The organism is Buttiauxella sp. BIGb0552 (assembly GCF_004366275.1).
GTDB lineage: Bacteria > Pseudomonadota > Gammaproteobacteria > Enterobacterales > Enterobacteriaceae > Buttiauxella > Buttiauxella gaviniae.
This window is the reverse complement of sequence record NZ_SODY01000002.1, coordinates 294983-317649: the sequence shown is the minus strand read 5'-3', so window position 1 is coordinate 317649 and position 22667 is coordinate 294983. Positions and strand designations below refer to the sequence as shown.

The following is a 22667-nucleotide window of genomic DNA, read 5'->3' as shown; positions in this document are numbered from 1 at the left end:
GTGTATTTAAAGGGATCATAATGAAAAAAATCGCTATTACTTGTGCTTTGTTGACCGCTCTTACCGCAACCGCTGCCTGGGCTGATGCCGCAGGCGACCTGAAAACGCGTCTGGATAAGGTCAGCAGCTTCCACGCCAGCTTCACGCAGAAAGTGACCGATGGTAGTGGCGCGGCTGTTCAGGAAGGCCAGGGGGATTTGTGGGTTAAACGTCCAAACCTTTTTAACTGGCACATGACTCAACCTGATGAAAGTATTCTGGTCTCTGACGGCAAAACATTGTGGTTCTACAACCCGTTTGTTGAGCAAGTCAGTGCGACCTGGCTGAAAGATGCCACCGGTAATACACCGTTTATGTTGATTGCGCGCAACCAGAGCAGTGACTGGCAGCAATACAACATTAAACAAAGCGGTGATGATTTTGTACTGACTCCAAAAACCAGCGCCGGCAATCTCAAGCAATTCACTATTAATGTCGGAAGCGATGGCACTATCCATCAATTCAGCGCGATTGAGCAAGACGATCAACGCAGCAGCTATGCGCTGAAAACCCAGCAAAATGGTGCGGTTGATATGAGCAAGTTTACGTTTACCCCGCCTGCTGGCGTGACGGTGGACGACCAACGTAAGTAGAGGTATGAGTGAGCAACCTGTCGCTCGATTTTTCTGAGAATACCTTCAAACCTCTGGCTGCGCGTATGCGGCCAGAGAACCTCGCGCAATACATCGGCCAACAACATCTGCTCGCTCCAGGCAAACCGCTTCCTAAAGCAATCGAAGCGGGGCATCTCCATTCGATGATTTTATGGGGACCTCCAGGTACGGGCAAAACTACGCTTGCTGAAGTGATTGCTCACTATGCTGACGCCGATGTAGAACGCATTTCGGCTGTCACTTCAGGCGTCAAAGAAATCCGCGAAGCCATAGAGCGTGCGCGCCAGAATCGCAACGCGGGGCGGCGAACGATTCTATTTGTCGACGAAGTCCATCGCTTCAACAAAAGCCAGCAAGATGCTTTTTTGCCGCACATTGAAGACGGCACGATTACGTTTATCGGCGCAACCACAGAAAACCCGTCATTTGAACTGAACTCAGCACTGCTTTCGCGTGCACGCGTTTATTTGCTTAAATCGCTGACCACTGAAGACATTGAAAAAGTCTTGAGCCAGGCGATGAGCGATTCTGCGCGTGGGTATGGCGGGCAAAACATTGTCCTGCCCGATGACACGCGTCTTGCTATTGCAGAACTGGTCAACGGTGATGCCCGGCGTGCATTGAACACGCTGGAAATGATGGCTGATATGGCTGAAACCGATGCGAGCGGCAACCGCGTTCTACAAATTGCGCTTTTGACCGAAATTGCTGGTGAACGCAGTGCGCGATTTGATAATAAAGGCGACCGTTTTTACGATCTTATCTCCGCCTTACACAAGTCGGTGCGGGGTTCTTCACCTGATGCAGCTCTGTACTGGTATGCGCGTATTATCACCGCGGGTGGCGACCCTTTATATGTCGCTCGCCGTTTGCTGGCGATTGCCTCGGAAGATGTCGGTAATGCTGACCCTCGTGGCATGCAGGTCGCTATTTCTGCCTGGGATTGCTTTACCCGCGTAGGCCCTGCCGAAGGTGAGCGTGCTATCGCTCAGGCAATTGTTTATCTGGCCTGTGCGCCGAAAAGTAATGCGGTTTATACAGCATTCAAGGCGGCCATGGCGGATGCCCGTGAACGCCCGGATTATGACGTTCCTGTCCATCTTCGCAATGCACCAACCAAGCTGATGAAAGAGATGGGGTACGGTCAGGAGTATCGTTATGCTCACGACGAAACCAATGCCTATGCTTCCGGCGAGGTCTACTTCCCGCAGGAAATGGCACAAACGCGCTATTATCGGCCGACAAACAGAGGTCTTGAAGGCAAGATTGGCGAAAAGCTGGCCTGGCTTGCTGAACAGGATCAAAATAGCCCGACAAAACGCTACCGCTAAAGCAGACGTTGCGGTAAGGTTAGGAAAACTATCACTGTGGTTGCAATCTGTGGCCGCATCCCCTTCATTTAATTCGATAAGCACAGGATAAGCATGCTCGATCCCAATCTACTGCGTACAGAGCCAGACGCAGTCGCTGAAAAACTGGCACGCCGAGGCTTCAAGCTGGATGTAGAAACGCTGCGCTCTTTAGAAGAGCGTCGTAAAGTATTGCAGGTGAAAACTGAAAATCTGCAAGCTGAACGTAACTCGCGATCGAAATCCATTGGCCAGGCGAAAGCGCGTGGAGAAGATATCGAGCCGTTGCGTTTGCAAGTCAACCAGTTGGGTGAAGAGCTGGATGCAGCGAAAACTGAACTTGATATCCTGCTTGCAGAGATCCGCGACATCGCGCTGACGTTGCCTAATATCCCGGACGATTGCGTGCCGATGGGTAAAGATGACAGCGAAAACGTTGAAATCTGCCGCTGGGGTGAGCCGCGTAAATTCGATTTTGAAGTGCGTGACCACGTGACGCTGGGCGAAATGGCTAAAGGTCTGGATTTCGCATCTGCTGTTAAACTGACCGGTGCTCGTTTTGTTGTGATGCAAGGGCAAATTGCTCGTCTGCACCGCGCCCTGAGCCAGTTCATGCTTGACCTGCATACTGAGCAGCATGGTTATATTGAGAACTATGTTCCGTATCTCGTAAACCACGACACGCTTTATGGTACAGGCCAATTGCCTAAATTTGCTGGTGACTTGTTCCATACTCGTCCGCTGGAAGAAGAAGCTGATGCAAGCAACTACGCGTTGATCCCAACCGCAGAAGTGCCGTTGACCAACTTGGTGCGTGATGAAATTCTCGATGAAGATGCTCTGCCGCTGAAAATGACCGCACATACCCCATGCTTCCGTTCTGAAGCGGGTACTTACGGTCGTGACACGCGTGGTCTTATCCGTCAGCACCAGTTCGATAAAGTTGAGATGGTGCAGATTGTGCGTCCGGAAGACTCTATGGAAGCACTGGAAGAGTTGACCAGCCACGCGGAGAAAGTGCTGGAGTTATTGAATCTGCCATACCGCAAAGTTTTGTTGTGTTCTGGTGATATGGGCTTTGGCGCGGTCAAAACTTATGATCTGGAAGTGTGGTTGCCTGGGCAGGATACTTACCGTGAAATCTCCTCTTGCTCCAACTGCGGAGATTTCCAGGCGCGTCGTTTGCAGGCTCGCTGCCGCAGCAAATCAGATAAGAAAACTCGTTTGGTGCATACCCTGAACGGTTCTGGTCTGGCTGTAGGTCGTACACTGGTTGCGGTACTTGAAAACTACCAGCAAGCAGATGGTCGTATCGAAGTTCCGGAAGTGCTGCGTCCTTACATGAAAGGGCTTGAGTACATCGGCTAATGTATTAGTGCTATTTAATTGCTTAAAAGCGCCTGCGGGCGCTTTTTTTATGCCGTAAATATTCTCATTCCCATAGATAATCTGCCTTTATTGACACCAGACAATAACAAATACCCCTATATGAGTATTATCTCTCCCAGAAAGAGAGTGGTGATTATTAATACAATTCATTCGGCGTCCTTATCAATTGATGGTTTCAGATTACATGATGTAACTGGACTACCAATTGTGGCCCTGACATAAACCAATACACTCCTTTCTCTTTTGGGCTGAGCAATGGATACGCATGCCGCAATTTAGTCAGCAACCGTTGCCAGCTTGTTTAAATGTGAGCACTAAACAAGTGGGTCATTATGAAAGAGAAAACTTCTAATGCGGTCCTTACCGCACAAGTGAGTCGCCGTAAGCTGGTGAAAACTACAGCTATCGGTGGTCTTGCTGCTGCGAGTGGAGCATTAACACTTCCCTTTAGCCGCCTGGCTTTTGCACAGACTGCCGCTGATACACAAACAGATGCTGAGAAAGTTATCTGGAGCGCCTGTACAGTAAACTGCGGTAGCCGTTGCCCACTTCGTATGCATGTGGCGGATGGCGAAATCAAATATGTTGAGACAGACAACACCGGTGATGACAACTACGAAGGGTTGCATCAGGTCCGCGCGTGCCTGCGTGGTCGCTCAATGCGTCGTCGCGTCTATAATGCCGACCGCCTGAAATATCCGATGAAGCGTGTTGGTGCGCGTGGAGAAGGGAAGTTTGAGCAAATCAGTTGGGATGAAGCCTACGATACCATCGCCAATAGCATGAAAGGCATTATCAAAGAGTACGGCAACGAAGCTATTTACCTGAATTACGGCACCGGTACGCTGGGTGGCACCATGACCCGCTCCTGGCCACCAGGGTCAACATTAATCGCCCGTTTGATGAACTGCTGCGGCGGTTATCTCAATCATTATGGCGACTATTCAACTGCACAAATTGCCGCTGGCCTGAACTATACCTACGGCGGTTGGGCGGATGGCAATAGCCCATCTGATATTGAAAACAGCAAATTAGTCGTGCTGTTTGGCAATAACCCTGGCGAAACGCGTATGAGTGGCGGCGGGGTGACTTACTATCTTGAGCAGGCTCGCGAAAAATCTAATGCTCGCATGATTATCATCGATCCTCGTTACACCGATACTGGTGCCGGGCGTGAAGATGAGTGGATTCCAATTCGTCCGGGTACTGATACCGCCCTTATCTCAGCTTTAGCATGGGTAATGATCACTGAAAATCTGGTTGATCAGCCATTCCTCGATACATACTGTGTCGGTTACGACGAAAAAACTCTTCCAAAAACGGCTCCTGCTAACGGACATTACAAAGCCTATATTCTTGGCGAAGGAGCCGATGGCCAGGCCAAAACGCCACAATGGGCGGCCCAAATTACCGGTATTCCTGCCGACCGCATTATTAAACTTGCTCGTGAAATCGCCACCGCGAGACCTGCTTTTATTAGCCAGGGCTGGGGGCCACAACGCCACTCAAACGGTGAACTGGTTTCACGTGCCATCGCCATGTTGTCGATCCTGACGGGTAATGTGGGAATCAATGGCGGTAATAGCGGCGCACGCGAAGGCTCTTATAGCCTGCCATTTGTGCGTATGCCGACGCTGGAAAATCCGGTGCAAACCAGTATTTCGATGTTCTTGTGGACGGATGCCATCGAGCGCGGCCCAGAAATGACCGCAACTCGTGACGGTGTGCGCGGCAAAGATAATCTCGATGTGCCAATCAAAATGGTCTGGAACTATGCCAGTAACTGCCTGATTAACCAGCACTCAGAAATTAACCGTACTCACGATATCCTACAAGACGACAAGAAATGCGAAATGATTGTGGTGATCGATAACCACATGACTTCCTCTGCTAAATACGCAGATATATTGCTGCCTGATTGCACCGCATCTGAACAGATGGACTTCTGCCTCGATGCGTCATGCGGCAACATGGCTTATGTGATTTTTGCCGATCAGGTGATTAAACCTCGTTTTGAGTGCAAAACTATTTATGAGATGACTACTGAACTGGCAAAACGCATGGGGGTTGAGCAACAGTTCACAGAAGGGCGCACGCAAGAAGGCTGGATGCGTCATCTCTATCAGCAGTCTCAGGAAGCGATTCCTGACCTACCGAGTTTTGATGAATTCCGAAAAGTTGGCATCTTCAAGCAGCGTGACCCTGAAGGCCACCACGTGGCGTATAAAGCCTTCCGTGAAGACCCAGCGGCGAATCCACTGACGACACCATCAGGGAAAATTGAAATCTATTCTGAACAGTTAGCCGAAATTGCAGCCACCTGGCAACTTAATGAAGGAGACGTCATCGATCCGCTACCAGTTTACAGTGCGGGCTTTGAAAACTTTGGCGATCCGCTGGCCGAGAAATGGCCATTGCAGATGACGGGCTTCCATTACAAAGCGCGTACCCACTCAACCTACGGCAATGTGGATGTGTTGAAAGCAGCCTGTCGTCAGGAAATGTGGATCAACCCAATTGATGCACAGCAACGTGGGATTAAGAACGGCGACATAGTGCGTATCTTCAATGGGCGTGGGGAAGTTCAAATCAATGCGAAAGTGACACCGCGCATAATCCCTGGCGTTGTCGCGATGGGGGAAGGGGCCTGGTATAGCCCGGATGCCAATAAAGTTGACCACTCGGGTAGCATTAACGTGTTAACCACGCAGCGGCCGTCGCCACTGGCAAAAGGCAACCCATCCCACAGTAACCTCGTCCAGGTCGAGAAGGCGTAAGGAATAGCTGATGACTACCCAATACGGATTTTATATAGACTCGAGCCGCTGCACTGGTTGTAAGACCTGCGAGCTGGCTTGTAAAGATTACAAAAATTTAGGCCCGGACGTCAGCTTCCGTCGCATTTATGAATATGCTGGCGGTGACTGGCAACAAGACAACGGGGTTTGGCAGCAAAACGTCTTCGCCTACTATCTGTCGATTGCTTGTAACCATTGTGAAGATCCGGCTTGTACCAAGGTCTGCCCAAGCGGTGCGATGCATAAGCGTGAAGACGGTTTTGTGGTCGTTAATGAAGATGTTTGTATTGGCTGCCGCTATTGCCATATGGCCTGCCCATACGGCGCACCACAGTACAACGCTGAAAAAGGTCACATGACTAAGTGTGATGGCTGTCATGAGCGTATTGCTGAGGGCAAGAAGCCTGTCTGTGTCGAATCCTGCCCATTACGTGCGCTAGATATGGCACCGATTGCTGAACTACGCGCGAAGTATGGTGAACAGGCAGCCATTGCTCCGCTGCCATCAGCACATTTCACTAAGCCAAATATTGTCATTAAACCTAACGCCAACAGCCGCCCATGTGGGGATAAAACCGGTTATCTGGCAAACCCGAAGGAGGTGTGAGATGGGTAACGGATGGCATGAATGGCCACTAATGGTCTTTACGGTTTTAGGGCAGTGCGTCGCGGGTGGTTTTATTGTTATGGCATTAGCATTGCTGACCGGTGTTTCCGACCGTGTACAGCAAAAGCGTGTGCATTGGGCAATGATCGTGCTGTGGGTGTTGATGGGCATTGGTTTTATGGCCTCAGTACTGCATCTCGGCTCACCACTACGCGCCTTCAACTCGCTTAATCGCATCGGGGAATCAGCACTCAGTAATGAAATTGCCAGCGGCTCAGTCTTCTTCGCGGTGGGTGGTTTCTGGTGGCTGGTTACCGTGCTGGGCAAAATGCCGCAGGCACTGGGTAAAATCTGGATGATGCTGACGATGATTCTGGGTGTGTTCTTTGTCTGGATGATGTGTAAGGTCTACCTGATTGATACCGTACCAACCTGGTATAGTGTTTATACTCCGCTCAGTTTCTTCCTGACGATGTTTATAGGTGGGCCGCTGCTCGGTTACTTACTGCTACGCGTTGCAGGCGTAACGGGTTGGGGAATGCGTCTTCTTCCTGCAATTTCATTGCTGGCTGTTGTAATAAGTACCGTGGTTGTGATGTTACAGGGTATGGATTTAGCGACAATCCACAGCTCAATCATGCAGGCATCTGCACTGGTTCCTGAATATGGTGCATTGATGTCATGGCGCTTGTTGGTGCTGGCGCTTGCATTAGCTTGTTGGATTATCCCGCAACTTAAAGGTGGCCAGGCAAACCCTGCAGTTCTGACATTCGCCTTCGTGTTGGTTATTGTTGGTGAGCTAATAGGCCGCGGTGTGTTCTACGGTCTGCATATGACGGTTGGTATGGCTATCGCAAGTTAATGCCATCGCGATTAAATGCGCTTTCGGGCGCATTTAATCTTTTCGGATAAAAAATATCATGCAATTTACCATGAAATTTTTCATCCAACCCGCTTCGATTCCCAATACCTGATCCCATCAAAAACAGAGAGATAGCATTTCGTCTATATGCTTTGCTCACAAGTAAGATAAGTTTTTCAAATCGACAGTTTTCAAATCGTGCCAGGCCCCGTCAGCACTCGATTGACAATCATTTTTCCAGTGGCATGATGCGCACAAATTATTCTCTTCCTCGCGGTTTCTACATGTCCACCTATACCCGGCCAGTGATGCTTTTGCTCTGTGGTCTGATGCTTTTGACCCTGGCGATAGCGGTTTTAAATACGCTGGTTCCACTTTGGTTAGCTCACGAAAATCTTCCAACCTGGCAAGTCGGGATGGTGGGTTCATCGTACTTTACTGGAAACTTGGTGGGTACTTTGCTGACCGGATGGCTAATTAAACGTCAGGGTTTCAACCGTAGCTACTATCTTGCCTCGCTGATTTTTGCTGCGGGTTGTGCAGGATTGGGGCTGATGACCGGTTTCTGGAGTTGGATGATGTGGCGTTTCATCGCGGGTATCGGCTGTGCGATGATTTGGGTGGTGGTTGAAAGCGCCTTGATGTGCAGCGGCACTTCTCACAATCGTGGGCGCTTGCTGGCAGCCTACATGATGGTTTATTACGTTGGCACGGTGTTAGGCCAATTGATGATCAGCAAAATGCCGACCGATTTAGCCAGCGTCCTACCATGGGTGACGGCGCTTATTTTAACCGCGATTCTTCCGCTGTTGTTTACTCGCATTGTGAATGATCGGAGTGAAAACCAGGAAGTGACGCCTGTCTGGCCAATGCTGCGCCTGCGACATGCACGTCTTGGCGTGAACGGCTGCATTATTTCCGGGATCGTACTCGGCTCCCTTTATGGGTTGATGCCGCTGTATCTAAACCATCAGGGCGTCAGCGATGCCGGTATTGGTTTCTGGATGGCGGTGATGGTCAGTGCAGGTATTGTCGGACAGTGGCCGGTAGGGCGCCTGGCAGATCGTTTTGGCCGTTTACTGGTGCTGCGTGTTCAGGTATTTATTGTGATTCTGGGTTGCTTGGCAATGCTAAGCAATGCGGCGATGGGGCCTACGTTGTTTGTGCTAGGCGCGGCAGGGTTTACTCTTTATCCAGTAGCAATGGCTTGGGCCTGTGAGAAAGTTGAGCACCATCAGTTGGTAGCAATGAACCAGGCTCTCCTGCTCAGCTATACCGTAGGTAGCTTGCTTGGCCCAACGTTTACCTCAATGTTGATGCAAAATTTCTCGGACAATTTGCTGTTCGTTATGATAGCAGGCGTCGCGTTTGTCTACTTACTCATGCTGCTACGCAAAGCAGGGCCTCATTCAACACCAGTTGCCCACGCCTGAAATTGAAGATACAAAAAAGCCCCTCGAAGGGGCTTTTTGCATTGAGCGACGAATCGGATATCTAAAACTTAGTACATCACCTTGTGACCATACTGTTCCAGAATGCCTTTTACGCGTTCCATTGTCTCTTTCTTCGGCGGGTGTACGCCATCAAGTTTGTACTCTTCACCCATCGCCACCCATTTGTGTTTACCCAGCTCGTGGTAAGGCAGTAATTCGATCTTCTCTACATTACCCATATCACGTGTGAACTCACCCAGTCGATGTGCTGAGTCGTCATCGTCAGACCAGCCCGGTACCACAACATAGCGAATCCAGACGTTAACGTTCTTATCAGAAAGGTAGCGTGCAAATTCCAGCGTACGATGATTAGAGACGCCAACCAGATTCTGGTGAATTTCGTCGTTCATCTGTTTTAAATCGAGCATGACCAGATCGGTCACTTCCAGCAATTCATCAATTACCGGATCGTAGCGGCGCACAAAACCGTTGGTATCAAGACAGGTATGAATCCCTTCTTTACGGCAGGCCCGGAACCAGTCACGTACGAATTCTGCTTGCAGAATAGCTTCGCCGCCTGAGGCCGTTACACCACCACCAGATGCATTCATAAAGTGGCGATAGGTCACCACTTCTTTCATCAGTTCTTCAACACTGACCTCTTTGCCACCATGCGTATCCCATGTATCACGATTGTGGCAATACAGGCAGCGCATCAGGCAGCCCTGGAAAAAGGTAATAAAACGAATACCGGGACCATCCACGGTACCGCAGGATTCAAAGGAATGAATTCGGCCAATTACTGACATTGCGGTGTTCTCTCCAGTATTGGTCCATGCCTTAAAAGCAGGAACCAGGTTGAGCGCGGTCGAATAGAGTCTTGCCGCGTCGAATCAATTTTGCGAGATAACCTAAACGTAGCAGTTATCTTGCAAAACTGGTTCTGACATAAGAAAAGGCCCCACCGAGGTGGAGCCTTCATTGTACGCCTTTTCAGACAAACCGTGAATTACATGGTTTGAGTGAAGGTGCGGGTAATAACGTCCTGCTGTTGTTCTTTAGTCAGGGAGTTAAAACGTACAGCGTAACCAGAAACACGAATGGTCAGCTGAGGATATTTCTCAGGGTGTTCCATCGCATCCAGCAGCATTTCACGGTTCATTACGTTCACGTTCAGGTGTTGACCACCTTCGATGGACGCTTCGTGATGGAAGTAACCATCCATCAGACCCGCGAGGTTAGTTTTACGAACTTCGTCGTCTTTACCCAGTGCGTTAGGAACGATAGAGAAGGTGTAAGAGATACCATCTTTAGCGTAAGCAAACGGCAGTTTAGCAACGGAAGTCAGAGAGGCAACAGCACCTTTCTGGTCGCGACCGTGCATTGGGTTAGCACCTGGACCGAATGGAGCGCCAGCGCGACGACCGTCTGGGGTGTTACCGGTTTTCTTACCATAAACCACGTTAGAGGTGATGGTCAGAACAGACTGAGTCGGGATAGCGTTACGGTAAGTAGTCAGTTTCTGAATTTTCTTCATGAAACGTTCTACCAGGTCAACAGCGATATCATCTACGCGAGAATCGTTGTTACCGAACATTGGGTATTCGCCTTCGATTTCGAAGTCTACAGCCAGGCCGTCTTCGTCACGAACAGGTTTAACTTTCGCGTATTTGATTGCAGACAGGGAGTCAGCTGCAACAGACAGACCCGCGATACCACAAGCCATGGTGCGAACAACGTCACGGTCATGCAGAGCCATCAGAGACGCTTCGTAGCTGTATTTATCATGCATGTAGTGAATGATGTTCAGCGCGGTGACGTACTGTTTAGCCAACCAGTCCATGAAGTGATCAAGACGGTCAAGAACGTTATCGTAGTCCAGAACGTCAGCCATGATTGGCGCTTCTTTAGGACCGATCTGAATTTTCAGTTTTTCATCAACGCCGCCGTTGATTGCATACAGCATGGTTTTCGCGAGGTTAGCGCGAGCACCGAAGAACTGCATTTGCTTACCAACAATCATTGGGCTTACGCAACATGCGATTGCGTAGTCATCGTTGTTGAAGTCAGGGCGCATCAGATCATCGTTCTCGTATTGCAGAGAAGAGGTATCGATGGAAACTTTAGCTGCGAACTTCTTGAAGTTCAGTGGCAGTTTTTCAGACCACAGAATAGTGATGTTCGGCTCCGGAGACGGCCCCATGGTGTACAGGGTGTTCAGGAAACGGAAGCTAGATTTGGTAACCAGAGTACGGCCATCTACACCCATACCGGCGATAGATTCAGTCGCCCAGATTGGGTCACCAGAGAACAGCTCATCATACTCAGGGGTACGCAGGAAGCGAACCATACGCAGTTTCATGACCAGGTGGTCAATCATTTCCTGTGCTTCAAGCTCAGTAATTTTGCCTGCTTTCAGGTCACGTTCGATGAATGCATCCAGGAAGGTGGAAACACGACCGAAGGACATTGCAGCGCCGTTCTGAGATTTAACCGCAGCCAGGTAGCCGAAGTAAGTCCACTGAATTGCTTCTTGAGCATTTTTAGCAGGACCAGAGATATCGCAGCCATATTTAGCAGCCATTTCTTTGATCTGACCCAGAGCACGGTGCTGTTCAGAGATTTCTTCACGCAGACGGATTGTTGCTTCCAGATCTTCGCCGTTTTCCAGTTTGCTCTGCAGAGAGTTGAACTGAGCGAATTTGTCTTTCATCAGGAAGTCGATACCGTACAGTGCTACGCGACGGTAGTCACCAATGATACGACCACGACCGTAAGCATCCGGCAGACCGGTGATTACGCCTGATTTACGGCAGTTCAGGATGTCTTTGGTATAAACGTCAAACACACCCTGGTTGTGAGTTTTGCGGTATTCGGTGAAGATCTTCTTAAGCATTGGGTCAAGTTCACGACCGTATACTTTGCAAGAACCTTCAACCATTTTGATGCCACCAAACGGAATAATTGCACGTTTCAGTGGAGCATCAGTTTGCAGGCCGACGATAGTTTCGAGGGACTTGTTGATGTAACCAGCATCGTGGGAGGTGATGGTGGATGCGAGGTCAGTGTCGAAGTCAACAGGCGCGTGAGTGCGGTTTTCCTGTTTAACGCCTTCCATAACGTTGTCCCACAGAGCGGTAGTTGCATCTGTAGCACCTGCCAGGAAGGACTCGTCGCCCTCGTAAGGGGTGTAGTTTTTCTGAATAAAGTCACGCACGTTGACTTCATTCTGCCAGTCGCCTTTAGCAAAACCTTCCCAAGCGGTGGCTAACTTTTCATTAAGTTCGGACATTTAACACCTACCTTCTAATGTGGATTTCTTATTCCCTACACGACAGTTAGCACTTAGTGCTTATCGCCACCGCGCAGATAAATTACCCAGTACGTCAACCCAACCAGTAAACCACCACCGATGATGTTCCCGATAGTTACGGGGATTAAGTTATCGGTGATGAAGTTCAACACGGTCAAGTGTGTGAAATTGTCCGGAGACGACCCAACTGCGGTCCAGAATTCCGGGCTTGCAAAGTTGCGTACTACGATACCCATAGGGATCATGAACATGTTTGCGATACTGTGCTCAAAACCACTAGCAACAAACATGGCGACCGGGAGGATCATAGCAAACATCTTGTCCATCAAACTGCGACCGGAGTAGCTCATCCAGACAGCCAGACAGACCATCAGGTTAGCTAAAATACCGAGGCACACAGCTTCAATAAAGGTGTGATGCATTTTGTGGTCCGCGGTTTGAAGCACATTCAGACCCCACGCACCATTTGCTGTCATATACATGCCTGACAACCAAATCAACACCACAAACATCAAAGCGCCGCACAGGTTACCGATATAAACGTTAACCCAGTTCTTGGCTAACTGACCCCAAGTGATACGTCCACTGGCTTTAGCAACAACGATTAACACTGTAGAAGTGAAAAGGTCTGCACCGCAGATGACACACAGGATAAGTCCTAAGGAGAAGCAAGTACCGCCAATCAGTTTTGCAATACCAAACGGAATTGTTGCAGTACCGGTAGTAGCAGTGATGTAAAAGACAAAGGCAATCGAGATGAACATACCCGCGGTTATCGCTAAATAAAACGTGGTTAGCGGGTGTTTTGTTGCTTTATAGACGCCAGCATCTTCGGCAACTTTCGCCATAGCAGCTGGGAGCAATAGATCAAAAGGGTTGTCAGCTTTCACACTAACTCTCTCTTATTTAATTCGGCGACGAGATACTAACAAAGCATTATAGAGTAAAATTTGATATGGATCATATCTCGCCAAGCTTATAGGCCTGAAAAAAGCAGGTTTTTAGCTATTTTTCAGTTCAGATTATTGATTTTTATGATAAAAATAAAGTTTAAAGTTTATAGTGTAATTTGATATTTAACCTCGAAGCTCCTGTGTTTGATTAATTAGAATGGAGTATTTCAGTAATTTGGCAACATTATTTGTAGTTTCACTTAATAATATTTCACCAATATTTAACTATTGAGTCACAAGTGAAATTATTACGCTGCCAATAAATACACGGGGCGATAAAAATCGCCCCGTAATATAGCGTAAACATTATGGTTTACGCACCTTTGAGTTTCTTTTTGTTACTTTATTTCCAAAATGCCGCTTTTGCGCGTTGCAATTTTTCATACGCGCTTAACAGCGCCTGATGAGCAGGGAAGGCTTTTAAATCGCTATCTACAGCTTGCAGGCCATAGAATGCAGCTTCGCCACTCAGGGCAGCACTCGCCGCTTCAACAGTTTCTGCACCGTACATGCGTACGAAGGCATTCAGGTATTGCAGCGGCTGGCGGTCTTCTTCCATTGCCAAAAGCAGTAATGTTTGCAGGCAGCGGTAATAGTTTGCACGTTCGGCGCTGAAAATAGACGCATTGAATTCCATTGTCCATTCAGTCCAGATAAGCGCTTGTTCGGTATCGCCGCCAGCCAGAGCCAGCATGGCTTTTAACTCGCCAATACGCAGCGTGTACCAACCGTTATCTTTACCTGTCGCCAGACCCAGCAATTCGCGCACACGGGTGAAGTCATCGTGGCCTTCTTCATCTAACTGAGAAATCAGGCCCAGATAATCTTGTTTCTCCCACTCGCTACCCGGCAGAGCCAGAATCGTATCGCGCAGGTGATAGCCCATATTGTTGTTTGCGAGCAGCAGGTCTTCAGCCGGGTAAATATCGGACATGCCTGGCACGATGATGCGGCAAGCATAAACATCCAGATGCTGATAATCAGCGATGTAGACTTCCTGGTCTTCTGCATCAAAAATTGCCATCAACGTGGCGAACTCTTCTTCTGTTGTGCCGGAGAAGCTCCAGTCAACAAATGGATAGTCAGCATCTTGCTTGAACATATCCCAGGAGATCAGACCGCTGGAATCAATGAAGTGAGTTTCCAGGTTTGCATGCTCAGCCACTTCTTCGTCGTCAAAGGTTGGTGGAGTAAACACATCCAGGTCTTTCAGACCGCGGCCCTGAAGCAGTTCTGTCACGGTACGTTCCAGCGCAACACCAAAATCAGGGTGAGCACCAAACGATGCAAAGCAAGTGCCGTTAGCTGGGTTGAACAATACCACACAGATAACGGGGTATTTGCCGCCTAATGAACCGTCATACGCGAAGATTGGGAAACCTTCGGCTTCAAGGGTAGCAATTGACTCAACCACGCCCGGATAACGAGCCAGCACTTCTTGTGGAATTTCTGGCAGGCTGATGCTTTCGGCAATAATACGGTTCTTGATGTGGCGCTCGAACACTTCGGAAAGTGCCTGAACGCGCGCTTCATTGGCAGTGTTACCTGCGGACATTCCGTTTGATACGTACAGGTTGCCGATAATGTTCATCGGAATGTAAACGGTTTCTTGATCTGACTGGCGGGTGAATGGCAGCGCGCAAATCCCACGCTCTTCATTACCTGATTGCAGGTCGATAAGCATACCTGCAGTCACTTCGTTTTCTGGATCGTAAAACGCGCGCAGGCGATCGTCGAGAATACCTTCCGGCAGTTGCTCATCTTCTGGGATTGGGAACCACTTCTCGTTTGGATAATGCACAAATGGGCCATTAGCGATGGTTTTGCCCAACCAGAAATCAGCAAAGAAATAGTTAGTCGAGAGACGTTCGAAATATTCACCCAGTGCTGAAGCTAAAGCAGCTTTTTTAGTTGCACCTTTACCATTGGTAAAGCACAGCGCGCTGTCTTTATCACGGATATGCACTGACCAGACGTTCGGTACAGGGTTTAACCAGGAGGCTTCTTCTATATTAAAGCCAAGATCGGCGAGTTTGGTCTGAAAGCGAGCGATGGAGTCTTCCAGAGCGGCATCTTTGCCAGGAATAAAGGTTTGAGTCATGAGGTTTCACTTTTGTCGTACGCAAAGCGCGCAATGATACGGGTTTTAGCAGACTGACGCCATCGTCAGCAGCATGCAGGCGGTTCTAGCATAACAGGCTATGCTTATTGTCAGTAACCTACTGTTATGGCGGTATAAATGAAGTCCTTTGATCTCCAGCGGATGGCATTAAATGACGTTCCCCTCGATTTTCTTTGGGAAGTCGCTTTACGCAGTCTCTACACCTTTATATTGGTATTTCTATTTTTGAAGATAACGGGGCGGCGCGGTGTTCGGCAGATGTCGCTATTTGAAGTATTGATCATTCTGACACTCGGCTCTGCGGCAGGCGATGTGGCGTTTTATCATGATGTCCCCATGTTGCCCGTCTTGATTGTGTTCGTCACGCTGGGGCTGCTTTATCGCCTGGTGATGTGGTTGATGAGCCACAGCGAAAAACTTGAAAACCTGCTTGAAGGCAAACCTTCGGTTCTGATTGAAGAAGGCGAGTTTGCCTGGGAAAAAATGAAGTCGCAAAACATGACTGAATTTGAGTTCTTTATGGAACTACGATTGGTGGGTGTTGAACATCTTGGGCAGGTACGGCTAGCCATACTGGAAACTAACGGTCAAATCAGCGTCTACTTTTTCCCCGATAAACTCGTCAGGCCGGGGTTACCTATTTTACCCGAACCCTGCTGCGAACGGTTTCTTAAAGTCCCTGAAGATGCAGATTACGCCTGTATTCACTGCAGCGAAGTGGTGACACTTAATGCCGGGGATGAAACGCCTTGCCCACGTTGTGAACACAAGTTCTGGGTCAAAGCCTGTACCGCCACGCGAGTGACGTGACGGGTGGTTATCGGGCATTTAATTCAGCCACTAGTTGATTATGTTGTGTGATTTTGCGCACATTACCCAGCCATGCCTGATTAACCGTTGCAGCCTCTGCATCTGAGTGATAAAACCGATAGCGTGATAAAACTTATTGCTTTAAGCGTGGTGAGGGGAAATGGCTCAGGTATACAATTTTAGTTCCGGCCCGGCAATGCTGCCGGCTGAAGTGCTTCGTCGTGCGCAACTTGAACTCTGCGACTGGCAAGGCTTAGGCACCTCCGTAATGGAGATTAGCCATCGTGGTAAAGAGTTTATTGAGGTCGCTGAAGAAGCTGAAAAAGATTTTCGTGATCTCCTGCAAATCCCCTCAAACTACAAAGTTTTGTTCTGTCACGGCGGTGGTCGCGGCCAATTTGCTGGTGTACCGTTAAACCTGCTGGGCGACAAAACTACCGCTGATTATGTTGATGGCGGTTACTGGGCGAGCAGTGCTGTAAAAGAAGCGCATAAATACTGCACTCCGAATGTTATTGATGCCAAAGTTACCATCGACGGCCTGCGTGCCATCAAACCGATGAGCGAGTGGCAGGTTTCTGAAAACAGTGCCTACCTGCACTATTGCCCGAATGAAACTATTGACGGTATCGCGACTCATGAAACGCCGGATTTCGGCGATAAAGTCGTGGTAGCTGACTACTCATCCTCTATTTTATCGCATCCAATGGATGTCAGCCGCTTTGGTGTGATTTACGCAGGCGCGCAGAAAAACATTGGTCCTGCGGGTTTGACGTTAGTTATTGTGCGTGAAGATTTGCTCGGCAAGGCGCATAAAGCGTGTCCGTCAATTCTTGACTACACCGTGCTAAACGAAAACGACTCCATGTTTAACACCCCACCTACGTTTGCCTGGTATCTTTCCGGCCTGGTATTTAAGTGGCTGAAAGAGCAGGGTGGCGTCGAAGTAATGGACAAAATCAACAAAGCAAAAGCTGAGTTGTTATATGGTGTTATCGATAAAAGCGACTTCTACCGTAACGATGTTGCTTCAGCTAACCGTTCGCGCATGAACATTCCGTTCCAGTTAGCTGATAGCGCACTTGATAAAGTCTTCCTGGAAGAGTCGTTTGCCGCTGGTCTGCATGCATTGAAGGGCCACCGTGTTGTGGGTGGAATGCGCGCATCCATCTACAATGCGATGCCGCTCGAAGGCGTACAAGCGTTAACCAATTTTATGGTCGACTTCGAACGTCGCCACGGTTAATCGTTGCTCGTTGTTATTCTCCCCGCGACTTGCTTCGCGGGGTTTTTATTCTGTTTGAGTTGAGAGTATTTTCCCCATGCTGGAATCCCTGACGTTACAACCCATCGCCCTTGTCGACGGCACAATTAATCTTCCTGGTTCAAAAAGTGTCTCTAACCGAGCTCTGTTGCTGGCAGCGCTGGCTAATGGCACCACTGAACTGACTAATTTGCTGGATAGCGACGATGTGCGTCATATGCTTAACGCGCTGAAAGCACTGGGCGTGAACTATACGCTTTCTGCTGACCGCACGCGTTGCGAAGTGACTGGCATGGGTGGTCCACTGCAAGCGTCAGGCGAGATGGAACTGTTCTTAGGAAACGCAGGTACGGCGATGCGTCCACTGGCGGCGGCACTGTGTCTGGGCAGCAATAACATCGTGCTGACGGGTGAACCGCGCATGAAAGAACGTCCAATTGGTCATCTGGTTGATGCATTACGTCAGGGTGGTGCTCAGATTGATTATCTGGAGCAGGAGAATTACCCGCCGCTGCGTTTGCGTGGCGGTTTTAGCGGCGGCCAGGTTTCGGTTGATGGTAGTGTATCCAGCCAGTTCCTGACGGCGCTGTTAATGACTGCTCCACTGGCGGCAAGCGACACCGAAATCACCATTAAAGGTGAGCTGGTATCGAAACCGTATATCGATATCACCCTACACCTGATGAAAACTTTTGGTGTTGAAGTCGAAAACCGTGATTACCGCAGCTTTGTTATTCGTGGCGGCCAGCAGTACATTTCACCGGGCGCGTATCTGGTGGAAGGCGATGCATCTTCTGCTTCTTACTTCCTCGCGGCTGGTGCAATTAAAGGCGGTACGGTAAAAGTCACGGGTATTGGCCGTAACAGCGTACAAGGCGATATCCGCTTTGCTGATGTGCTGGAAAAAATGGGTGCAAAAATTACCTGGGGCGATGATTTCATCTCCTGTGAGCGCGGGGAACTTAACGCCATTGATATGGATATGAACCATATTCCAGATGCTGCGATGACAATCGCAACGGCGGCCTTGTTTGCCAGAGGCACTACCACGCTGCGTAATATTTATAACTGGCGTGTGAAAGAGACTGACCGCCTGAGCGCGATGGCAACAGAGTTGCGTAAAGTCGGAGCGGTGGTGGAAGAGGGCGAAGATTACATTACTGTGACGCCACCTGCTCAGCTCCAAGTTGCTGAAATCGGCACTTATAACGATCACCGTATGGCGATGTGTTTCTCGCTGGTGGCGTTGTCAGACACACCAGTAACTATCCTTGACCCGAAATGTACCGCGAAAACTTTTCCGGACTATTTTGAGCAGTTAGCGCGTATTAGCACCCTCAAGTAATGCACCACCATTTGCTCCGGTAACGTTGAGTGCCGGAGTAAATTCTCAATATCCCGCATAAGATCAACTCCGTTTTCGTACCTCCGCTTTTATTGCACCTGCTTGTACCACTGTTAATCTCACGTCCGATTTGATCAACAAATCGATGATTTGTTTCATGTATAGCTCATCAACGGAAGATAACTATGAAGACTTTCAAAAAGGTAGTATTGGCAGTGTTAATGGTGGGATCTTTGGTAGCGTGTAAGAACATGAATGGCGATAAACTGGTATCGTCCGGAATGTCGGCCTTCAAAGCCGCAACACTCAGCGATGCGGATGTTAAGGCAGTGGCAAACCAGTCCTGTAAACAAGCAGATAGTGAAAACCAACTCGCGGGTAAATCCAGCAAATATGCCAAACGCTTGAACAAAATTGCCAAGGCCCTTGGGGATCAGGTCGACGGTACACCAGTAAATTATAAAGTGTATTTGACCAGCGATATAAATGCCTGGGCGATGGCCAACGGCTGTGTACGTGTCTACAGCGGCTTAATGGACATGATGACCGATAACGAAGTTGAAGGTGTTCTTGGTCATGAAATGGGTCACGTAGCCTTGGGTCATTCAAAGGAAAAACTGCAAACGGCCTATGCCACTATGGCGGCCAAGGACGCAGTTTCTGCAACCAGCGGAGTGGCATCACAGTTATCTCAGTCACAACTTGGTGATTTAGCCGAAGCGGCGGTTAATGCGACGTTCTCGCGCAGTGAAGAGTCAGAGGCTGATGATTTCTCATATGATCTCCTAAAAAAACGCAAAATCAATACTCAAGGACTGGCAAGCAGTTTTGATAAGCTTGCAACGCTTGATGGTGGTACATCGAAGTCTATGTTTGATTCACATCCACCATCAGCTGAACGTGCGCAACATGTCCGTGACCGCATAGCAGCAGATAAAAAATAAACTACCTCTCTGAATTTGGGGCTGGTTTTTTCCAGCCCCACCTCAAGTTGCGCAATTCTTCTACACTCAGCCTCATTAACTACGATAATTGGCAGGAAAGATAACGGTCAGTAATCTGGCGGCGTATAATATGCGGCGTTGATATTTTAGATCCGCAATTCCAGCGAGAGGAGAGTACGATGACGGCACCCGCCCCGGTAATAACGATTGATGGCCCAAGCGGCGCAGGAAAAGGCACGCTTTGTAAGGCCATGGCGGAAGCGTTGCAATGGCATCTTCTTGATTCTGGAGCCATTTATCGAGTTCTGGCATTAGCGGCTTTGCATCACCAGGTTGACGTTACATCTGAAGATGCCCTGGTTCCACTGGCGGCACATCTTGATGTGCGCTTTGTTGCCAACAATGGCGAGCTGGAAGTCATTCTTGAAGGAGAAGACGTCAGCGCGGAAATCCGTACGCAGGACGTGGCAAATGCAGCTTCTCAGGTTGCCGCTTTTCCTCGTGTACGTGAGGCGTTGTTACGCCGTCAGCGTGCGTTCAGAGAGGCTCCTGGCCTGATTGCTGATGGACGTGATATGGGAACAGTCGTTTTCCCTGATGCACCGGTAAAAATCTTCCTTGATGCCTCATCTGAAGAGCGTGCCCAAAGGCGTATGCTGCAGTTGCAGGAGAAGGGCTTTAGTGTTAACTTTGAGCGCCTTTTGGCAGAAATTAAAGAACGTGATGATCGTGACCGTAACCGTGCAGTAGCACCGTTAGTGCCAGCCGCAGATGCGTTGGTGCTGGATTCAACCAGCATGTCAATTGACGAAGTCATCAAACAAGCGCTGACATACGCGCAGAAAATTTTAACACCAGCTCAATAGTCAATATTGTGCTGGTGTCTGTTTTGTCATATTTGTCATGATATTGCCATAGTGGTATCCTGACATATCGGGTAGATTTTTACCCCTGTAACCTAAACCCTGTCGGCATGGAGCCAATGGCGGGGTATGTGAAACAACCCCATTCGGCGGGATGCTAAATGGACGTTAAACTAAAGAACCTTGAAGATTAACAACATGACTGAATCTTTCGCTCAACTCTTTGAAGAATCCCTTAAAACAATCGAAACCCGTCCGGGTTCCATCGTTCGCGGTGTTGTAGTTTCTATCGATAAAGACGTAGTACTGGTTGACGCCGGTCTGAAATCTGAATCTGCAATTCCGATTGAGCAGTTCAAAAATGCTGCTGGCGAACTGGAAATCCAGGTTGGTGACGAAGTTGATGTTGCTCTGGACGCTGTTGAAGATGGCTTTGGCGAAACTCTGCTGTCCCGTGAAAAAGCTAAGCGTCACGAAGCTTGGATCACGCTGGAAAAAGCTTACGAAGAAGCTGAAACTGTGGTCGGTATCATCAACGGCAAAGTTAAGGGTGGCTTCACTGTAGAGCTGAACGGTATTCGTGCGTTCCTGCCAGGTTCACTGGTAGATGTTCGTCCGGTACGTGACACTCTGCACCTGGAAGGCAAAGAGCTTGAGTTCAAAGTCATCAAGCTGGACCAGAAGCGTAACAACGTTGTTGTTTCTCGTCGTGCAGTTATCGAATCCGAAAACAGCGCAGAACGTGATCAACTGCTGGAAAACCTGCAAGAAGGCATGGAAGTTAAAGGTATCGTTAAGAACCTTACTGACTACGGTGCATTCGTTGATCTGGGCGGCGTTGACGGCCTGCTGCACATCACTGATATGGCATGGAAACGCGTTAAGCATCCAAGCGAAATCGTGAATGTTGGCGATGAAATTACCGTTAAAGTACTGAAGTTCGACCGTGAGCGTACTCGTGTGTCTCTGGGTCTGAAACAACTGGGCGAAGATCCATGGGTCGCAATCGCTAAGCGTTATCCAGAAGGTACCAAACTGACTGGTCGCGTGACTAACCTGACTGATTACGGCTGCTTCGTAGAAATCGAAGAAGGCGTTGAAGGCCTGGTTCACGTTTCCGAAATGGATTGGACCAACAAAAACATCCACCCATCCAAAGTTGTTAACGTTGGTGATGTAGTGGAAGTTATGGTTCTGGATATCGACGAAGAACGTCGTCGTATCTCCCTGGGTCTGAAGCAGTGCAAATCTAACCCATGGCAGCTGTTCGCTGAAACCCACAACAAGGGCGACCGCGTTGAAGGTAAAATCAAGTCTATCACTGACTTCGGTATCTTCATCGGCCTGGACGGTGGCATCGACGGCCTGGTTCACCTGTCTGATATCTCCTGGAACGTTGCAGGCGAAGAAGCAGTTCGTGAATACAAGAAAGGCGACGAAATCGCGGCTGTGGTTCTGCAAGTTGACGCAGAACGTGAGCGTATCTCCCTGGGTGTTAAACAACTCGCAGAAGATCCGTTCAACAACTACGTTGCACTGAACAAGAAAGGTACTATCGTTACTGGTAAAGTAACAGCAGTTGACGCGAAAGGTGCTACAGTTGAATTAGCAGATGGCGTAGAAGGCTACCTGCGTGCTTCTGAAGCTTCCCGTGACCGCGTTGAAGATGCAACTCTGGTTCTGAGCGTAGGCGACGACGTTGAAGCTAAATTCACCGGCGTTGACCGTAAAAACCGTGTTGTGAGCCTGTCTGTTCGTGCTAAAGACGAAGCTGACGAGAAAGATGCAATCGCTACTGTTAACAACAAACAGGAAGATGCACCGAACTTCTCTAACGCTATGGCTGAAGCATTCAAAGCAGCTAAAGGCGAGTAATCGTCCGAGCACTAAATCAGGGCGGCTACGGCCGCCCTTGTTCGATTGATAGGTGTAAGTTAATTTTCCTGAAAGGAAACCGGAGGA

General features: G+C 49.0%; 17 protein-coding genes. 13 read left to right on the top strand and 4 right to left on the bottom strand.

What is annotated here, in order from left to right:
• The first annotated feature begins 20 nt into the window (after positions 1–20).
• The 7 genes from lolA (at position 21) to EDF88_RS06240 (ending at position 9091) form a co-directional block, all read left to right on the top strand.
• On the top strand, positions 21–632 hold the full coding sequence (gene lolA / locus EDF88_RS06275) for an outer membrane lipoprotein chaperone LolA (protein WP_064517684.1): 612 nt from the start codon (positions 21–23) through the stop codon (positions 630–632).
• Positions 633–640: 8 nt separating this feature from the next.
• The gene (locus EDF88_RS06270) at positions 641–1984 is read left to right on the top strand and encodes a replication-associated recombination protein A (RefSeq protein WP_064517481.1); all 1344 of its coding nucleotides are present in this window, start codon (positions 641–643) and stop codon (positions 1982–1984) included.
• 93 nt (positions 1985–2077) lie between these two features.
• A complete protein-coding gene (gene serS / locus EDF88_RS06265) occupies positions 2078–3370 on the top strand; it encodes a serine--tRNA ligase (RefSeq protein ID WP_064517484.1) in 1293 nt (430 codons plus the stop codon).
• A 353-nt stretch (positions 3371–3723) separates the two neighbouring features.
• Positions 3724–6168 (top strand): dimethylsulfoxide reductase subunit A, encoded by a 2445-nt coding sequence (gene dmsA, locus EDF88_RS06260; RefSeq protein WP_064517487.1) that lies wholly within the window; start codon positions 3724–3726, stop codon positions 6166–6168.
• A gap of 10 nt (positions 6169–6178) precedes the next feature.
• The gene (locus EDF88_RS06255; protein ID WP_064517490.1) at positions 6179–6796 is read left to right on the top strand and encodes a DMSO/selenate family reductase complex B subunit; all 618 of its coding nucleotides are present in this window, start codon (positions 6179–6181) and stop codon (positions 6794–6796) included.
• 1 nt (position 6797) lies between these two features.
• Entirely contained in the window at positions 6798–7658 is an 861-nt protein-coding gene (locus tag EDF88_RS06250; RefSeq protein WP_064517491.1) for a dimethyl sulfoxide reductase anchor subunit family protein, read from the top strand.
• Between the two features lie 284 nt (positions 7659–7942).
• Entirely contained in the window at positions 7943–9091 is a 1149-nt protein-coding gene (locus EDF88_RS06240) for an MFS transporter (protein ID WP_064517495.1), read from the top strand.
• A gap of 68 nt (positions 9092–9159) precedes the next feature.
• Here the strand turns inward: EDF88_RS06240 and pflA are convergent, their stop codons facing one another.
• The 4 genes from pflA to ycaO all read right to left on the bottom strand — a co-directional run bounded on the left by pflA (position 9160) and on the right by ycaO (position 15458).
• A complete protein-coding gene (gene pflA, locus EDF88_RS06235; protein ID WP_064517497.1) occupies positions 9160–9900 on the bottom strand; it encodes a pyruvate formate lyase 1-activating protein in 741 nt (246 codons plus the stop codon).
• Between the two features lie 200 nt (positions 9901–10100).
• Positions 10101–12383 (bottom strand): formate C-acetyltransferase, encoded by a 2283-nt coding sequence (gene pflB, locus EDF88_RS06230; RefSeq protein ID WP_064517500.1) that lies wholly within the window; start codon positions 12381–12383, stop codon positions 10101–10103.
• A gap of 53 nt (positions 12384–12436) precedes the next feature.
• The gene (gene focA, locus EDF88_RS06225; RefSeq protein WP_064517504.1) at positions 12437–13294 is read right to left on the bottom strand and encodes a formate transporter FocA; all 858 of its coding nucleotides are present in this window, start codon (positions 13292–13294) and stop codon (positions 12437–12439) included.
• Between the two features lie 406 nt (positions 13295–13700).
• Positions 13701–15458, bottom strand: a complete 1758-nt coding sequence (gene ycaO, locus EDF88_RS06220; RefSeq protein ID WP_064517507.1) for a 30S ribosomal protein S12 methylthiotransferase accessory factor YcaO — start codon at positions 15456–15458, stop codon at positions 13701–13703.
• A 138-nt stretch (positions 15459–15596) separates the two neighbouring features.
• Here ycaO and EDF88_RS06215 point away from each other — a divergent pair, with 138 nt between their 5' ends.
• The 6 genes from EDF88_RS06215 (at position 15597) to rpsA (ending at position 22580) form a co-directional block, all read left to right on the top strand.
• On the top strand, positions 15597–16289 hold the full coding sequence (locus tag EDF88_RS06215; protein WP_064517511.1) for a DUF421 domain-containing protein: 693 nt from the start codon (positions 15597–15599) through the stop codon (positions 16287–16289).
• 160 nt (positions 16290–16449) lie between these two features.
• Positions 16450–17535, top strand: a complete 1086-nt coding sequence (gene serC, locus EDF88_RS06210) for a 3-phosphoserine/phosphohydroxythreonine transaminase (RefSeq protein WP_134183576.1) — start codon at positions 16450–16452, stop codon at positions 17533–17535.
• A 79-nt stretch (positions 17536–17614) separates the two neighbouring features.
• Entirely contained in the window at positions 17615–18898 is a 1284-nt protein-coding gene (gene aroA, locus EDF88_RS06205) for a 3-phosphoshikimate 1-carboxyvinyltransferase (RefSeq protein ID WP_134184177.1), read from the top strand.
• 185 nt (positions 18899–19083) lie between these two features.
• Positions 19084–19842 (top strand): M48 family metallopeptidase, encoded by a 759-nt coding sequence (locus EDF88_RS06200; protein ID WP_134183574.1) that lies wholly within the window; start codon positions 19084–19086, stop codon positions 19840–19842.
• A 179-nt stretch (positions 19843–20021) separates the two neighbouring features.
• Positions 20022–20708 carry a (d)CMP kinase gene (cmk, locus tag EDF88_RS06195; protein WP_064517519.1) on the top strand — a complete coding sequence of 229 codons (687 nt, stop codon included), beginning with the start codon at positions 20022–20024 and terminating at the stop codon, positions 20706–20708.
• 195 nt (positions 20709–20903) lie between these two features.
• On the top strand, positions 20904–22580 hold the full coding sequence (gene rpsA / locus EDF88_RS06190) for a 30S ribosomal protein S1 (protein WP_064517522.1): 1677 nt from the start codon (positions 20904–20906) through the stop codon (positions 22578–22580).
• The last annotated feature ends 87 nt before the right edge of the window (positions 22581–22667 follow it).

Excerpts from the sequence above, each read along its gene's own strand:
- ycaO (WP_064517507.1), bottom strand. The coding sequence starts at position 15,458 with ATGACTCAAACCTTTATTCCTGGCAAAGATGCCGCTCTGGAAGACTCC.
- serS (WP_064517484.1), top strand. The coding sequence starts at position 2,078 with ATGCTCGATCCCAATCTACTGCGTACAGAGCCAGACGCAGTCGCTGAA.
- EDF88_RS06240 (WP_064517495.1), top strand. The coding sequence starts at position 7,943 with ATGTCCACCTATACCCGGCCAGTGATGCTTTTGCTCTGTGGTCTGATG.
- EDF88_RS06250 (WP_064517491.1), top strand. The coding sequence starts at position 6,798 with ATGGGTAACGGATGGCATGAATGGCCACTAATGGTCTTTACGGTTTTA.
- serC (WP_134183576.1), top strand. The coding sequence starts at position 16,450 with ATGGCTCAGGTATACAATTTTAGTTCCGGCCCGGCAATGCTGCCGGCT.
- EDF88_RS06200 (WP_134183574.1), top strand. The coding sequence starts at position 19,084 with ATGAAGACTTTCAAAAAGGTAGTATTGGCAGTGTTAATGGTGGGATCT.
- rpsA (WP_064517522.1), top strand. The coding sequence starts at position 20,904 with ATGACTGAATCTTTCGCTCAACTCTTTGAAGAATCCCTTAAAACAATC.
- pflB (WP_064517500.1), bottom strand. The coding sequence starts at position 12,383 with ATGTCCGAACTTAATGAAAAGTTAGCCACCGCTTGGGAAGGTTTTGCT.
- EDF88_RS06215 (WP_064517511.1), top strand. The coding sequence starts at position 15,597 with ATGAAGTCCTTTGATCTCCAGCGGATGGCATTAAATGACGTTCCCCTC.
- EDF88_RS06255 (WP_064517490.1), top strand. The coding sequence starts at position 6,179 with ATGACTACCCAATACGGATTTTATATAGACTCGAGCCGCTGCACTGGT.
- pflA (WP_064517497.1), bottom strand. The coding sequence starts at position 9,900 with ATGTCAGTAATTGGCCGAATTCATTCCTTTGAATCCTGCGGTACCGTG.
- cmk (WP_064517519.1), top strand. The coding sequence starts at position 20,022 with ATGACGGCACCCGCCCCGGTAATAACGATTGATGGCCCAAGCGGCGCA.
- dmsA (WP_064517487.1), top strand. The coding sequence starts at position 3,724 with ATGAAAGAGAAAACTTCTAATGCGGTCCTTACCGCACAAGTGAGTCGC.
- lolA (WP_064517684.1), top strand. The coding sequence starts at position 21 with ATGAAAAAAATCGCTATTACTTGTGCTTTGTTGACCGCTCTTACCGCA.